The organism is Sinorhizobium sp. 8-89, assembly GCF_030124325.1.
Taxonomy (GTDB): Bacteria; Pseudomonadota; Alphaproteobacteria; order Rhizobiales; family Rhizobiaceae; genus Sinorhizobium.
Genome location: NZ_JASKLR010000006.1, coordinates 1 through 14,376, shown reverse-complemented (window position 1 = coordinate 14,376; position 14,376 = coordinate 1). Strand labels below are relative to the sequence as shown.

The window sequence follows — 14,376 nt, the reverse complement described above, 5'->3', positions numbered from 1 at the left end:
GAGCTGGACCGTCACACGCACCCTGTCGCCAATCTTACGGACGCTGCCCTCCACCAGATACTGGGCTCCAAGCTTCTCGGCTACTTCGCGGACGTTCACGGGCTGGTTCTTGTATACGAAGCTGGAGTTGCGCGAGATGACAAAGAGCTCGTGGCGGCGGGACAACTCGGTGATGATATCCTCGGTCAAGCCGTCGGTGAAAAACTCCTGCTCGGGATCGCCGCTCATGTTGTCGAACGGCAGCACGACGATCGATGGCTTGGAGACGCTCCGCTTTGCGTCCCTCTCCTCCGGCGCGGCGGGCAGGACGGAGCCTTCGAGTCCAACCCGATAAAGATGCACGGGACGGCTGATGTTCTTCAGCATCTTGTCGCCAAGGTCTTCAATGGAGACTTCGAGGCGATCGGCAATTTGCGTCGCAACCGCCGCCGTAACGCAGATGCCGCCCACATCGGCCAGTTGCTCGACGCGTGCGGCGATGTTCACGCCGTCGCCAAAAATATCGTCGTCATCGAAAATGATATCTCCGACATTAATGCCAATCCTGAACTCGATCCGTCGATCCTGGGGCACATCGGAATTGCGCCGCTTCATACGCTGCTGGATTTCCACGGCGCATTTTACGGCGTCGGTGACGCTCTGGAATTCAACGAGCATGCCGTCGCCCGTCGTCTTGATGATCCGGCCCTCGTTCTTTCCGATGGCGGGATCGATCAATTCTATACGGTGCGTTCTGAGACGGGCGATCGTGCCTGCTTCGTCGGCCTCCATCAGCCGACTATAGCCTGCCATATCGGCCGCCAGGATTGCGGCTAGTCTCTGTTTCATCGAGTCCACCGGCAGATTAAGTGTCGATTCTAACGCAATGTCGTGTGATCGCCTATCTTAAATTAGCATCGTCTTTCGAAAGACCCTGGGCCGCACGGGGCGAAGGGGCAATCACCGCCAAGGCAGCTCCCGCAGGGCGGCGGCTGTGGCGTCACGCTGCGTGGGCAGGCTCGAGGCGTCGGCGAGGAAGTCAGGTCAATTTTGGGCTCAAATCGAGCCATTCGTTACGTGCGTCGGCAACGACAGCAACGGGTCGAGCTTTCCGGTTCCCCCGTCGCACGAGGGTGGTATGCGGAAATCTAGCCCAAGGGGCGGATGGCTAGTTTGCGCCAGAAGCAGTCGTCCAACAGCCCTCCGCGGTTTATCGGACGCGGACGTCATAAAGCTCGGCCGCCAGTTGTGCGCCTGATTTCCGAGTCTGCCCGTACCAAAAGAACGATAGGTGTGATACGCGAGGCCTGAGCGATAGGAGACCGTCTTGAAAACTCATAAGCCCCGCCTAGCCGTCGACATGGACGAGGTTATCGCTGACGCCAATGCACACCATACCACGTGGTATGTGGAGAACTACGGCTACCAGTGGTCGCCCGACGAGATCGCAAGCAACTCGCTGAAGAAGCTTGTTGCACCTGAACACGACGAAGCACTGGAAGCGTTGCTTCACCGGGGTGACGTCTTCGGGGTCTTCAACGTGATGCGAGGAAGCCAAGCAGCGTTATCGAAGCTGACGGAAAAGTTCGAGATTTTCATCACGACGGCAGCTATGGAGTACCCAGCTTCTTGTGCGTCGAAGTTCGCATGGCTGCAGAAGCATTTCCCGTTCATCCCGGCGCTCAACATTGTGTTCTGCGGGGATAAGAGCATCCTCGCTGCCGACTTCCTAATCGACGACAACGTTCGCCACTTCACTCGCTTCCAGGGCAAGGGCATCCTGTTTTCAGCACCACACAATCTCGCGGTTGACTATCCCCGGCGGGTAGCCAATTGGGAAGAAGCGGTCGCTCTGCTTGTAGATTGATCGAAAGCTTTCAGGTGCGAAGGCCGCCTGGGCTGATCTCGGCCCTACATTCGCGGCCACCTTAAGCGCTTCGTCCAACCCAGAGAGATGTTCTCGTTTCATGCTTCGAAAATCGCATAATGTACCAAGGGGAACCTTTCCAGCGCCGCGTTTCGGCTAGCGCGAATCGACGCTCAGATCGCAAGCTCAGTGTGGCCCAATGCTGACAGTGCGCTCGCCAAGCTCATTCAGAGAGCTTAGGCGAGCGCCCCAAGGATTACTATTTCTTCACCTCATTGGTAACGGCCCTGATCACCTGCGACGCCATGGTGAATTCGTGTTCTCTGTTTGCAATACCATGGCGCTTGGCGATCCAGTCGAAGTCGGTGTAGGCAGCGTAGACCGATCCGTCCTCTTCCTCGTAGACAAGAACGCGAACGGGCCAATCGAGACCTGCAAGAGGGTTGGCGGTGATGAACGTTGTGCCGAGTGCTGGGTTGCCGAACGTCAATAGGCGCGACGGAAGCACCTTGTTGCCGGCCGCGTTGCCGAGGTTCGCCTGATCGATGACATTGAATACCGTGATGCCCTTTTCCTCGACGCTATGCTTGATCCGGTCTACCGTTTCGCTCACTGAATAGCGGCTTTTGACGGTGACGACTCCATCGCTGTTTCCTGCTTGTGCTGCCGACATTTGAGCCGACGCCGCGACCGCGGTGACAATCAGGGCGGCCGATCGTATTCCACTGCTGATCGTGATCATTTGAAACTCCTCTGTGTTGCCAAGTGGCATTTCCAGGATGCGTGCGGCCACTGGATTTTGGTAATGCTATCTCTTGTCCGTTTCGATAATCGAATCTCATGGCTTAGCGTGTAGAGGCAGCGCCATGAGGATGGCGATCACGAGTGCCAGCACCAACGCCAGCACGGAAAAGCTCCATCCGAGATGATCGTAAATCTGCCCGACCACCAGGCTGCCGAGCAGACCCCCCGTATAGTACGAGGCCAGATAGGCGCCGCTCGCCGCCGCCTGATCGGCGTGGGCGATGCGACCCACCTGGCTTGCGGCCAGAGCCTGGGCGAGGAATGTACCGGCAGCGATCAGCGCGAGACCGGAGAGCACCACGGCAAGGCTACTGCCCAACAAGGCGAGGAGCCCGCAGATCGCGACAAAGAGGGTGAGCATGATCGCCGGGGCAGGTCCGAGGCGGCGCGAGATCAGCCCACCGAGGGGTGTCGTGAACAGCGACGGGAGGAAGACGAAATAGACGAGGCCGAGTTCCATGGCCGAGAGACCCAGTTCGACAAGCCGGAAATTCACGTAGGTGTAGGTGCTTATGAACACGAAGAGAATCAGAAAGCCGATGGCAAGCACACTCTGCAGCTGCCCGTTGCCAAGAACGAAGCGCCAGCTCCCGATGCCATGCGTCCGCCGATTCGGCATAATGCGTTCTGTACGCTTCAATGTGGTCCAGACCAATGCCGCGCCGGCCAGATTGAGAACGGCGAAGATCAGGAAGTTGATCGCCAGCCCGCCGGTATCGGCCACCCAAGCCGACAGGATGCGACCGAAAAGGTTGCTTGCAACGTTGCCGGTGATATAGGCCGCGAGCGCTCCCGTTGCCCGGTCGGCCGGGCAATGTTCCGCGAGATAGGCCATGGTGAGTGTGAATGCTGTGGCCATGCACAGGCCCTGCGCTGCGCGAAGGCCGGCGAAAAGCGTTATGTTCCGGGTGACAGCGAGCAGGGCCGTTGGCACGGCAAGCAGGGCGAGGCTGATCCAAATTCCGTTGCGCCGGTCGAGCGCGCGTCCAAAGATGCCGACCGCAAGGCTGGCGACCGCCATGCCCAAGGTGCTGGCGTTGACCGCGAAGCCCATCGTGGCACGGCTGACATCAAACTGCCTCTGCAGCGACGGCAAGATTGCCTGGGCAGCGAAGAGATCAACGAGCGTCAGAAATGCGATGAGTGAAATGATGCCGAAGTGCAAGCGTTCTGCCGCTGGGGTCGCCCGAACGGAGACGGGCGCCGGCGCGGCGCGATCGAGATTCGTCATCGCTTTTTCTCCTGGAGCGGGGACGTTTCCCGCCGGTGGCCGGAAACGTCCGAGTTAGGGAAGTTGTGCTGTCACCGCGCTCACATGGTGTCGGCGTTGCCTGCCATCGGCGGCAGGATATCGGCGGAATAGAGCACGGCCGGCTCTTTGCCGTTGTTCTTCCACCAATGGGCAAGATCGCCGAACTCGGCGGTCACTTCGCCCGCCTTGTGGTCGATCGGCACCTTGCAGCTGCTGCGGTATTCGGTGATGGTGCCTTCGAGGATCAGGATATTGGCGGGGCGCGCATCATGCGCATGCCACGGCACGATGCCACCCGGCTGCACAACCAGCTTTCGCAGCCTGAGCGCATTGCCTTTCCAGTCGCCGCCCTTCGATGAAAGATCGATCGAGGCGAGGACTTCGTCGGTAACACCTTCCGGCGCAGTCGCGCCCGGCGTCATCGCATCCGCCGCTACTTGATCCTTAGGGCATTCGCCCGCCATGGCCGACGGCGAGGCGAGTGTGCTTGAGAAGAGGCCGAGCGCCATAGCGACGACCAACGAGGGGCGGCCTGCAAGGGATTTCTGGGTCATATCCGTTTTCTCCTTTGTCGGTCCGGCCGGAGATATTCCGGCGGCACAAGGAGATTGCGGGACATTCGGCCGACAAAGAAATGCCGCCTGCTTTTGAATTCCATAGCTCAGAGCTATTGCGGAAGAGGTGAGGTGTCGGCCGCCGACCGGCGCATATCTATGCCGGAATGCGGTGCGGCCCAGCCGTAGGATTTGACTGCTGCGACGAAGGTGGCAACGGCCGGCGAGAACCGCCTGCCAGCGACGGTCACCAGGCAGACCTCCCGCGTGACCTCCGGCTCGACAACGGGCCGAACCTGAAGGCCAGGAATGACGGCGCTGTATTCGGGAATGAAGCAGATTCCGAGTCCGCCGGCCACCATGTTCTGAATCCAGTCCTCCCGCTCGCTCGAATAAGAGATCCGCGTCTTCACGCCAGAGGACTCGCATAAGTCCGTCAGATAATCCCAATATTCGCAGTTCACGCGCCTGAGGTAAATTTCACCATCTATAGCGGTGATGGGAACGGCCTCGTATTGGCAGAGACGGTGACCGGCGGGAAAGGCAAGCATGAATCTTTCGCGAAACAGCGGCGTCACGTCGAAGCGTTCGGGAAAGCGGTCGCTGCTGGCCATGATGGCGACGTCGATCTCTCCCTCTTCAAGCAGCTCTGAAAGCCTGGACGGCACGCCTTCGACGAGCTGAAGCTGGATGCCGCGGTGGCGCATGTTGAAGTCGGTCAGGAGACCGGTGAACCGACGCGGCCCGATCGTGCACATGATGCCGACCTTCACATGCGCATCTTCAAGGCACAGGAAGCGCGACGCCTCCTGCCTAACGCCGGATAGTTCGTCGAGAATTGATTGGAATCGTGGTCGAAGCAGGTTTCCGAGATCCGTAAGGTGGGTCAAGTTCCGTTCCCGCCGAAACAGGAGCCCACCGACCTCGTCTTCGAGCTGTTGGATCGCCCGGCTGAGCGCTGGCTGGGTCACGTTGGACTTTTCAGCCGCACGCGTGAAGTTCCGCGTCTCGCAGACTGCTAGGAAATACCGCACGTGGTGAATATCCATACCCGCCCCCGCAAGGTTTTTGTCGAGGCGGCCAACTTCCTACGCGCGTGGCGCCTGCACCAATGCAATTCACCTATCGATTTCATAGCACAGTAGCATTTCAGTTGGAATGAATATGGCGCCATTCTCGACCCGAAAAGGCTCTTCGGCCGAGACGTGAGGAGACGTTACATGCTCAAGGCAGCTGACGCAGAGATCGATTCAATGTTCGGGCGCAGGACGCTCGAGGGCCGCAGTGCCATCATCACGGGTTCAACAAGTGGTATCGGTCTCGGCATCGCACAGGCAATGGCAAGGGCGGGTGCCGCGGTGATGCTCAACGGTTTCGGCGACCCGGCCGAGATCGAAGGACAACGCGCTGCAATGGCGGAGGAAAACGACGTCGACGTCGCCTTCGACAGCGCCGACATGTCGAGCCCGGAGGCGATCCGGATGATGGTGGCGCGCGCCGTCGCGCGCTTCGGCCAGATCGACATCGTCGTCAACAATGCCGGCATCCAGCATGTTGCGCCGATTGGCGAATTCCCGGCCGCCAGGTGGGATGCAATCATGGCGGTCAACCTCTCCGCCGCGTTCCATCTCGTCCAGGCGACCTATGGCCAAATGCAGGCCCGCGGGTACGGACGCATCATCAACGTCGCCTCGGCTCATGGGCTCGTCGCCTCCCCGTTCAAATCGGCTTACGTGGCGGCCAAGCACGGCCTCGTCGGTCTGACGAAGGTCGTGGCTCTGGAGGGTGCCGAGTTCGGCATAACGGCGAATGCAATCTGCCCCGGTTATGTGTGGACGCCGCTCGTCGAGCAGCAGATCGACGACCAGGCAAAGTCCCACGGCATCGCGCGCGATGCCGTTATCCGCGATGTGTTCCTGAAGAACCAGCCGACCAAACGTTTCGCGACCGTTGAGGAGATGGGGGCGCTGAGCGTCTTTCTGTGTACCAGTGCCGCAGCCTCCATAACCGGGGCGGCGATCCCCGTCGATGGCGGATGGACGGCTCACTGACATTCCAGGGAGGGAGGCAAGAGCATGAACAAGCACACCAAAGTGGACCTGCCGGCTCGAGATCAGGAGGGATCCCCCGTAACCGAGGTTTGGCCGCCGCGAACGATCAACCTGGCACTTCAGGGAGGCGGAGCGCATGGCGCATTCACCTGGGGCGTTCTCGACCGGTTGCTCGACGAGCCGAACCTTTCCTTCGAGGGTATTGTCGCAACCAGCGCCGGCGCCATGAACGCCGCGGTGATGGCCTACGGGCTTGCGGATGGTGGCCGCAGCGGCGCGCAAAAGGCGCTCGCGAATTTCTGGCGTCGCATCAGCCATGCCGCCGCCTTCAGCCCGCTGCAGCCAAGCCTGCTCGACCGCCTGACCGGGTCGAAATCATTGGAGTTTTCGCCGGCCTTCGTCATTTTCGACTTGGTGACGCGGCTCTTGTCGCCATACCAGTTCAATCCGCTGAACTATAACCCGCTGCGCCAGGTTCTCGAGCAATCGATCGACCTCGATGCGATCCGCATGTCCCGCTGTCCGGTCAAGCTGAACATCTGCGCCACCAATGTGCGCTCCGGCAAGGTGAAGGTCTTTTCCAATGACGAGATCTCGATCGATGCGGTGATGGCATCCGCCTGTCTGCCGTTCCTCTTCCAGGCCGTCGAGGTCGACGGCGAGGCCTATTGGGATGGCGGCTACATGGGGAACCCGGCTATTTTCCCATTGATCTACGGCTGCGAGACTCCGGATGTGCTGGTGGTGCACATCAATCCGCTCGAGCGAACGGAACTGCCGCGGACTGCGGCGGAAATCCTGAACAGGATCAACGAAATCAGCTTCAATTCGTCACTGCTCAGGGAGATGCGGGCAATCGCATTCGTGACGCAGCTGATCGATTCTGAGGCGGGTAATTCCCTCGGCCTCAAGCGTATCTTCGTGCACGGCATCTCCGACGACGAGACGATGAGAAACCTCAGCGTCTCGAGCAAGCTCAATGCCGAGTGGGGAGCCCTCGTAGACCTCCGTGACCGCGGCCGACAGTGCGCGGAGGACTGGCTGATGGCGAACTACGACGCGATAGGGAAGCGTTCGAGCGTCGATATAAGTACGCGTTACCTCTAGGCGTTCGACGCTTCCCGACCATTCGCAGCGACTAACTACGGCCTGCGCGAAATTCCTTCTTCCCATCTCCCTCCCGATGGCTGCCCTGCCCCCCAATGGGGGGCTTTTTGTCTCCAATCGCCCGTAGTCAGGCGGATAGATCGGCCTATCGAAACCATGCCTGAACAGCATTTCAAAGCGCGAGAAGGGTCTGCCAAACTTCTTGGCATCAGGCCGATGTCCGGCCTGAACAACATCAGATCCAGAAGATGTTCAATGGTCAACACTCGTACGCTCATCGGTTCCGCGCTTGCGGCGATCGCCTCCGTCACGGCTTCCACGGCTTCGGCAGGACCGGCCGCCCAGCCCGAATTCTCGTTCGAGAAGTGCTACGGCATCGTCAAGGCCGGGCAGAACGACTGCCAGACGGCAACGCATTCCTGCGCAGGCACCTCGACGATGGACGACCAGGCTGACGCCTGGATCTACGTGCCTGCCGGTACCTGCGGAAAGATCGCCGGCGGCAGCAACTCCTCGAAGGCTTGAAGGCCTTTCTAAACTAAGCAAGGGAGTAGACCGATGCCCAAGACGTTTCCAATCAACCCGGTGCCATGCGCTGCGGGCATCGGCCTCCGTTCCATACACATTGCTGAGATGCTTTCCCGCAGGCCTGCTGCGGGTTGGCTGGAAGTCCATGCCGAAAACTACATGGGCCAATCAGCGACCGTGGATGCGCTCGAGAAGCTGCGCGAGATTTATCCGCTTTCGGTGCACGGCGTCGGACTGTCGCTTGGCAGCGCCTCAGGTCTCGATCGGGCGCATCTGGAGCGGCTGCATCTCGTCTGCGAACGTTTCCAGCCGGCAATCGTCTCCGAGCACCTTGCCTGGAGCGTCGCCGACGGCGCTTACCTGAACGATCTCCTTCCGCTCCGCTACGACGAAGAGGCGCTCGCGATCGTTTCCGGGAACGTCGGCCGACTGCAGGACACGCTCAAGCGCCGCGTGTTCATCGAAAACCTGTCCGCCTATTTGGCCTTCGCGGAATCGAGCATGACCGAGGCCGAGTTCTTGAGCGAGCTCGTCAATCGAAGCGGTTGCGGCTTGCTGCTGGACGTCAACAATGTCCATGTCTCCGCAAGCAACCTCGATTTCGATGCATTGGCCTTCATCGACGCCCTGCCTGCCGATGCGATCGGTGAAATCCACCTTGCCGGCCACGCAGTCAACGAGGTAGATGGCGACGTCATTCTCATTGACGATCATGGCTCGCGCGTGCCGCCAGCCGTGTGGTCGCTCTACGCTCACGCCCTCCGCAGGATCGGTCCGCGACCGACGCTGATCGAATGGGACACGGACGTGCCGCCGCTGGCGGTCCTGTTGGGCGAAGCCATGTGGGCGGACATGCTCGCCCGCCGGATCGCCTTCGACGAACGCCTTGAGGAGCCGCCGGTCGCTGTGCCAGACGGCCGTTTCCAGACCATGAGGTTGCCCGGCCAAGACAACGCAACAGGCATCCGTTTCCCAGCGCTTGCTGCAATCGCGGCAGTCAAAGCCGCTTGCGCCAAGTGCGCATCGGATCACTGCAGGAGGGACGGCCATGTCTTCCATTGAAACCCTGCAGAGCGTCGTTGCGCGTGCGGTTCTAACCACCGGGCCGGCAGATATCCTGCCATTGCTCGCGCAGGGTCGTTTCGATCCGGCTAGGCGGCTCAACATCTACCGCAACAATACGCTGGTTTCGCTCACGACGACCTTGAAGGCCGTCTTCCCCGTGACGGTGCGGCTGCTCGATGAAGGCTACTTCAGTTATGTGGCGGGCTGCTTCATCCGGAGCAGCCCGCCACAAGAGCCACGCCTTTCGCGTTACGGGGCAGGATTTGCGCCATTCCTCGCGCGTTTCGAGGGGACCGTCCATATGCCCTTCGTCTCCGAGGTGGCGCGCCTCGAATGGAAGATCGCCGAAGCGCTCGACTCACCATTGGGGCGGCCAAGCACACTTATCGAGCTCTACGAGGGGCTTTCGAGCGGGTCCTTCGCGCTCTTCCTACAGCCGTCGCTTCGACTTGTTCTCTGCCGCTGGCCTGCCCTCAGCATATGGGCGGCGCACCAGCAGGGAGGCGATCCCGACAGGCTCGCCGATGTTACCCGCGAGCCGGAGCGCATTGCGCTGTGGAGACACGGTGACACCGTTCGCTTCCTGCGCCTTGACGCCGCGGAGTTTGCGTTCTGGCACATGTTGATGCGGGGCAGGGGGCTCGAGGCTGCGGTCGTCCGCGCCTGCCGCCACGCGCCGGAGTTCGATATCGCGCGAGCGCTGACGGGCCTCTTCGTCAGCGAGCTCGTCATCGGCATCCATCGCATGAAGGAGTCTTTCAACCAGCAGGAGAGAGTGTCATGACCACGATGCGCGCAACACCGATGAGTTTTTCCAGAACGATATACAGGCTTCACGAAGCGGTAGTGGAGTGGTCGGCGGCCCTGCCGCTATCGGTCGTGCAACTGGCGTCCCGCGTTGCGGTCGCAGAGGTTTTCTGGCAATCCGCCCAGACGAAGCTCGCCTCGTGGTCCGTAACGCTCCAGTTGTTCGCCTTCGAATACCGCTTGCCGCTGCTTGATCCCGGACTGGCAGCCATCATGGCGACGGCGGCGGAACTCAGTGGCGCGGCGATGCTCGGATTGGGACTGCTCGCTCGGCTCGCCTCACTGATGCTGCTCGGCGTCGTCGGCACCATCCAAATCTTCGTTTACCCGGATCATTGGGCTGAGCACCTGATGTGGACGAGCCTGCTCATGCTCATCCTCTCGCGAGGCGCCGGGGTCTTTTCCGTCGATCATCTGGTCGCCCGACGCATCCGTGCCGGAGGATGAGTGATGTCGGTGACGCCTGTTCAGAACGCTTCCGTGCCGGGCGAGACCGACACGGACCAGACAAAGCGCCGGCCGCGCGTGGTCATTCTCGGTGGCGGCTTCGGCGGCCTGAACGCGGCGATCGCGCTTCGCCGCGCACCGGTCGATGTCACCGTCATCGACCAGCGTAACTATCACCTGTTCCAGCCTCTGCTCTACCAGGTAGCGACCGCGGGGCTCTCGCCGGCGCAGATCGCCATGCCAATCCGCCGCATTCTTTCGCGGCAGTCAAATGCCACGGTCCTGATGGACAAGGCCGAGGCGGTCGATACCGCCGCGCGATGCATCGTCACCGGCAGCCGGCGCATCCCGTATGACTACCTGGTCGTCGCGACCGGCGCCCGCCACACCTATTTCGGCAACGACGCGTGGGCGGAGCACGCCCTGGGCCTGAAGACAATCACGGATGCGACCGCGATACGAGCGCGCATCCTCTCCGCCTTCGAGAGGGCGGAAGTGACCGACGATCCCCGTTTACGTCAGAAGCTGTTGACCTTCGTTGTCGTCGGCGGCGGGCCAACCGGCGTCGAGCTGGCCGGCGCGATCGCCGAGCTCTCCCGGAGGACGATCGTTCACGATTTCCGGCGTATCGATTCGTCGTCCACCCAGGTCGTGCTCGTCGAGGCGGGGGAGCGGATCCTGCCGGCGATGCCACCCTGTCTTTCGAGCAAGGCGCAGAGACAACTCGAAAGGCTTGGTGTCGAGGTTGTGCTCGGCAATGCCGTAGCAAGCTGCGACGACAGCGGCGTGCGGCTGGCTGACGGAACTGAAATCGGCTCCGCTTGCATTCTCTGGGCCGCAGGCGTCATGGCCTCGCGCGCTGCAAAGTGGATCGGCGCGCCGGCCGACCGCGCCGGCCGGGTCATTGTCGACGAGCGCCTCAATCCGCCGGGGCACAGCGAAGTGTTCGTCATCGGCGACACTGCGTCGGTCACTGGTGCGGACGGACGTCCTGTTCCGGGGGTGGCGCCAGCGGCCAAGCAGATGGGTCGCTACGCGGCGCGCGCCATTCTCGACGACATGGCGGGTCGGCAGTCGGCGCCTTTCAATTATCGTGACTACGGCAATCTCGCGACCATCGGCCGCAAGGCAGCCGTTGCCGATTTCGGCAAAGCACGGCTCTCGGGCTATGCGGCTTGGCTCGTCTGGAACTTCGCCCACCTCTGGTTCCTCGTCGGCTTCCGCAACCGCCTCGTGGTGTTTCTCGACTGGTCCGTCGCCTATGCCCGCAACGATCGCGCCGCACGGCTGATTACGGGTCATTATGGGGCCTAGCGATGTATCGTCCGAAGCTCGCCCAGGTCGTCGTCGTTCTCGTCATGCTATCGGTGCTCTCCACCGCCGCGCTGATACATCTTATCTGGCAGCGCGCAGCCGGCGAGAGCATTGAGGAGATCGTCGCGAGTCTCGACGCGCAGACGGCGGGGTCCGTCAGGAACGACCTGTCCCGGACGCTAGCGCTCGTGTCGAGCACCGCCGAAATTGTCCGCTCAATCTTCTTCCAAGGTGCAATCGGCACCAATGACGAGGTCAAGCGCGAGTTCCTGTTCCTGTCGCTGCTGCGTGAGCAGCCGGCGATCGCATGGATCGGGTTCGGGTTTCCGGATGGGCGCTTTTTCGGGGCGCACGCGACCGCCGACGGCCGCATCGAGATGGTGGAAATCGGCGCTGCGGTAGCCGGCGATCTACGTCCGCTGCGGCGCGATCTCTACCGGCCGATCCCAGGCGACATCTTTTTCGAAGAGCGGATCAAGGCGGAAAGCGCCTATGTGGCTCTCGGCGCCCCCTGGTATCGACTGGGCAAGGAAAACGCAGAGCCCGTGTGGACGGTGACGAACGTGCTGCCGAACGGTTTCGAACCCGCCATGGTATTGTCAAAGCGCGTCGAGACCTTCGGGAAGTTTACCGGCGTGGTGATGGTAGCCGTGAGCCTCCGACGCCTTTCCGAGGCGCTACAGGCGCTCGAACTACCAGCGCTCAGCAAAGCCTTCGTTCTTGACGAGAGCGGGCGGGTACTGGCGACATCGCAACCCGCCGATGGCGTGATGGCGGCGCATTTTTCCGACTTTCCGGCCTCCGATGCCGTGGCGTCAGCCGCCGCCGAGGCTGTGGCGGCCAATAAAGTTGACGCCTTTCGCGCCCTCGTGCCGAGTGTATTGTTCGGACCCGTCTTCGTGTCGTCATCGCGCCTGCCGTTCGAGAACTGGCGGCTTGTTACCGCCACGCCCCGCTCAACCTTCGCAAGCGGCATCGACGAGAATATCCGGCGCATCGCCATCGTCGTGCTCGCCATCGCCGCGCTCGCCGTAGCAACTGCCGTCGGCTTCGCCAATTTTCTCTTCGCTCGGCCACTCGCCCGGCTGGCGGCGCAATTGCGCGCGGTCGAGCGCTTCTCAGTGGAGAGCGTCCGCCATCACCCGACCTTCCTGGCCGAGCTCAACCATTTTTCCCAGGCATTAGAGCGCATGGCGGTCGGGCTTTCGGCCTTCGCCCGCTATATGCCGCTCGACGTCGTGCGACCGCTGGTCGAAGGCAGCATCGAGCCGAAGCCCGGCGCCGAGCTCTGCGAGGTGACGGTCATGTTCGCCGACCTGCCTGGGTTCACCGAGCTTACGGAGAGGCTCGGACCCGGCGTCGAGCCGCATCTGACGCGTTTTCTGACGATTGCCGTCGCCGCGATCCACGCCGAGGGCGGTACCGTCGACAAGTTCATCGGCGACGCCGTCATGGCGATCTGGAACGCGCCGGGAAAGCAGGCGGACCATGCTGCCCGTGCCTGCCGCGCGGCTGTCGCGATCCGGGCCACAATGCATGAAGACGCGCCAACAGCGGTCGGCGAGAATGCAATCCGCGTGCGCATCGGCATCAACAGCGGCCAGGCGCTGGTCGGCAATATCGGCTCCGTCGAACGGCTGAGCTACACCGCCATCGGTGACACGGTCAATGTCGCGAGCCGTCTCGTCAGTATCGCCAAGGAGCGTGGTGTCGAAATCGTGCTAAGCGACGCGACCATGCGCGAGCTCGGGGCAGAGCCGACCACGCGGCCGCTCGGACTCGCGATCGTCCGCGGCAAGGCTCTGCCTCTTGGCGTGCATACGATTGACCAGCTAAGAGCGGGGTCCGCGGGAGGAAGCGATGGAAATGGCGATGACGACGGTGGCGATGCTCACCTGCCTGCAACTCAAGCACTTCGTCGTTGATTATGTGCTGCAGCCGGCTTGGATCCTGCGGGGCAAGGGCAACTTTCGCATGATCGGCGGCTATGTCCATCCGGGCGCGCACGCGCTCGGAACCGTGCCGGCGCTGATGCTCGCCGGCGCTGGTATGACGCGCGTCGCCATTCGCGTGCTCGCCGAATTCGTAGCTCACTATCTCATCGACTATGGCAAGGCACTGCTGTCGCGGCATAGCCGCGCCGATGCGACGACCCGGATCTACTGGGCGATGCACGGAGCCGATCAATTGATGCACCAGCTCACCTATGCGGCGCTGATCCACGTTGCACTGTGTAGGTTGTTTCGTTCTTGGCGCCAAAACAGTCGAGTCGAGAGGGGCCCATGGCCGTCACCTAGTCACGCGGCGATGCGACTGATGGTCGGACTTGTCTGCGATAGTGTAGCGGACGAAGATCCCTAGCTGTGCTCAGAAGATCGCATAATGTATCAACGGGAACGCGCTTGCGGCGTCGATGTAGGAGTTAAAAGGCAAAGCGATCCATCCTTGCCAATTTTTGCCATTGCCGTTATGGTCTCTCGTATGGGCACGATGAACATTTCCCTACCGGACCACTTGAAGAGCTTCGTCGATGAGCAGGTTGCGGGGCGGGGCTACGGGACGAGCAGCGAGTATATCCGCGAACTGATCCGTCGAGATCAG

The 14,376-nt window shown here is 61.5% G+C and carries 15 protein-coding genes and 1 pseudogene; 11 read left to right on the top strand and 5 right to left on the bottom strand.

Features of this window, described 5'->3' with window-relative positions:
• On the bottom strand, positions 1-828 hold an 828-nt coding region (locus QN219_RS13955), incomplete at its 3' end, for an adenylate/guanylate cyclase domain-containing protein (RefSeq protein WP_284000319.1).
• 478 nt (positions 829-1,306) lie between these two features.
• On the opposite strand from QN219_RS13955, the gene QN219_RS13950 reads away from it, so the two are divergent.
• A complete protein-coding gene (locus QN219_RS13950) occupies positions 1,307-1,846 on the top strand; it encodes a 5' nucleotidase, NT5C type (protein ID WP_284000318.1) in 540 nt (179 codons plus the stop codon).
• Between the two features lie 259 nt (positions 1,847-2,105).
• On the opposite strand, the gene QN219_RS13945 is transcribed toward QN219_RS13950, so the two are convergent.
• From QN219_RS13945 to QN219_RS13930, 4 genes are all read right to left on the bottom strand, one after another.
• On the bottom strand, positions 2,106-2,588 hold the full coding sequence (locus tag QN219_RS13945; protein ID WP_284000317.1) for a DUF302 domain-containing protein: 483 nt from the start codon (positions 2,586-2,588) through the stop codon (positions 2,106-2,108).
• Positions 2,589-2,684: 96 nt separating this feature from the next.
• The gene (locus tag QN219_RS13940; RefSeq protein WP_309486586.1) at positions 2,685-3,881 is read right to left on the bottom strand and encodes an MFS transporter; all 1,197 of its coding nucleotides are present in this window, start codon (positions 3,879-3,881) and stop codon (positions 2,685-2,687) included.
• 80 nt (positions 3,882-3,961) lie between these two features.
• A complete protein-coding gene (locus QN219_RS13935) occupies positions 3,962-4,456 on the bottom strand; it encodes a cupin domain-containing protein (protein ID WP_284000315.1) in 495 nt (164 codons plus the stop codon).
• Positions 4,457-4,569: 113 nt separating this feature from the next.
• Positions 4,570-5,505 carry a LysR family transcriptional regulator gene (locus QN219_RS13930; protein ID WP_284000313.1) on the bottom strand — a complete coding sequence of 312 codons (936 nt, stop codon included), beginning with the start codon at positions 5,503-5,505 and terminating at the stop codon, positions 4,570-4,572.
• A gap of 171 nt (positions 5,506-5,676) precedes the next feature.
• Here QN219_RS13930 and QN219_RS13925 point away from each other — a divergent pair, with 171 nt between their 5' ends.
• The 10 genes and pseudogenes from QN219_RS13925 to QN219_RS13880 all read left to right on the top strand — a co-directional run.
• Positions 5,677-6,507 carry a 3-hydroxybutyrate dehydrogenase gene (locus QN219_RS13925; protein ID WP_284000312.1) on the top strand — a complete coding sequence of 277 codons (831 nt, stop codon included), beginning with the start codon at positions 5,677-5,679 and terminating at the stop codon, positions 6,505-6,507.
• A gap of 24 nt (positions 6,508-6,531) precedes the next feature.
• Positions 6,532-7,614, top strand: a complete 1,083-nt coding sequence (locus tag QN219_RS13920; RefSeq protein ID WP_284000311.1) for a patatin-like phospholipase family protein — start codon at positions 6,532-6,534, stop codon at positions 7,612-7,614.
• Between the two features lie 255 nt (positions 7,615-7,869).
• Positions 7,870-8,139, top strand: coding sequence for a DUF2282 domain-containing protein (locus tag QN219_RS13915; protein ID WP_284000309.1), 270 nt, complete (start codon positions 7,870-7,872; stop codon positions 8,137-8,139).
• 33 nt (positions 8,140-8,172) lie between these two features.
• Positions 8,173-9,204, top strand: coding sequence for a DUF692 domain-containing protein (locus QN219_RS13910; RefSeq protein ID WP_284000308.1), 1,032 nt, complete (start codon positions 8,173-8,175; stop codon positions 9,202-9,204).
• Complete coding sequence (locus QN219_RS13905) at positions 9,191-9,991, top strand: putative DNA-binding domain-containing protein (RefSeq protein ID WP_284000307.1); 801 nt, start codon at positions 9,191-9,193, stop codon at positions 9,989-9,991. Before QN219_RS13910 ends, QN219_RS13905 begins: the two co-directional genes overlap by 14 nt.
• Positions 9,988-10,461 (top strand): DoxX family protein, encoded by a 474-nt coding sequence (locus tag QN219_RS13900; protein WP_284000306.1) that lies wholly within the window; start codon positions 9,988-9,990, stop codon positions 10,459-10,461. The genes QN219_RS13905 and QN219_RS13900 overlap by 4 nt, the downstream gene beginning before the upstream one ends.
• Positions 10,462-10,464: 3 nt before the next feature.
• Positions 10,465-11,775, top strand: a complete 1,311-nt coding sequence (locus QN219_RS13895; RefSeq protein WP_284000305.1) for an NAD(P)/FAD-dependent oxidoreductase — start codon at positions 10,465-10,467, stop codon at positions 11,773-11,775.
• A 2-nt stretch (positions 11,776-11,777) separates the two neighbouring features.
• Positions 11,778-13,700, top strand: coding sequence for an adenylate/guanylate cyclase domain-containing protein (locus QN219_RS13890; RefSeq protein ID WP_284000304.1), 1,923 nt, complete (start codon positions 11,778-11,780; stop codon positions 13,698-13,700).
• Positions 13,636-14,007: pseudogene (locus QN219_RS13885) on the top strand (DUF3307 domain-containing protein); the annotation flags it as partial. The gene QN219_RS13890 and the pseudogene QN219_RS13885, both read left to right, overlap by 65 nt.
• A gap of 213 nt (positions 14,008-14,220) precedes the next feature.
• Positions 14,221-14,376: type II toxin-antitoxin system ParD family antitoxin (locus QN219_RS13880; RefSeq protein WP_284000578.1), on the top strand; the 156-nt coding region annotated here is incomplete at its 3' end.

Bases quoted from the DNA above. Each gene is read 5' to 3' on its own strand.
- QN219_RS13945 (WP_284000317.1), bottom strand. From the start codon at position 2,588: ATGATCACGATCAGCAGTGGAATACGATCGGCCGCCCTGATTGTCACC.
- QN219_RS13940 (WP_309486586.1), bottom strand. From the start codon at position 3,881: ATGACGAATCTCGATCGCGCCGCGCCGGCGCCCGTCTCCGTTCGGGCG.
- QN219_RS13935 (WP_284000315.1), bottom strand. From the start codon at position 4,456: ATGACCCAGAAATCCCTTGCAGGCCGCCCCTCGTTGGTCGTCGCTATG.
- QN219_RS13930 (WP_284000313.1), bottom strand. From the start codon at position 5,505: ATGGATATTCACCACGTGCGGTATTTCCTAGCAGTCTGCGAGACGCGG.
- QN219_RS13925 (WP_284000312.1), top strand. From the start codon at position 5,677: ATGCTCAAGGCAGCTGACGCAGAGATCGATTCAATGTTCGGGCGCAGG.
- QN219_RS13920 (WP_284000311.1), top strand. From the start codon at position 6,532: ATGAACAAGCACACCAAAGTGGACCTGCCGGCTCGAGATCAGGAGGGA.
- QN219_RS13915 (WP_284000309.1), top strand. From the start codon at position 7,870: ATGGTCAACACTCGTACGCTCATCGGTTCCGCGCTTGCGGCGATCGCC.
- QN219_RS13910 (WP_284000308.1), top strand. From the start codon at position 8,173: ATGCCCAAGACGTTTCCAATCAACCCGGTGCCATGCGCTGCGGGCATC.
- QN219_RS13905 (WP_284000307.1), top strand. From the start codon at position 9,191: ATGTCTTCCATTGAAACCCTGCAGAGCGTCGTTGCGCGTGCGGTTCTA.
- QN219_RS13900 (WP_284000306.1), top strand. From the start codon at position 9,988: ATGACCACGATGCGCGCAACACCGATGAGTTTTTCCAGAACGATATAC.
- QN219_RS13895 (WP_284000305.1), top strand. From the start codon at position 10,465: ATGTCGGTGACGCCTGTTCAGAACGCTTCCGTGCCGGGCGAGACCGAC.
- QN219_RS13890 (WP_284000304.1), top strand. From the start codon at position 11,778: ATGTATCGTCCGAAGCTCGCCCAGGTCGTCGTCGTTCTCGTCATGCTA.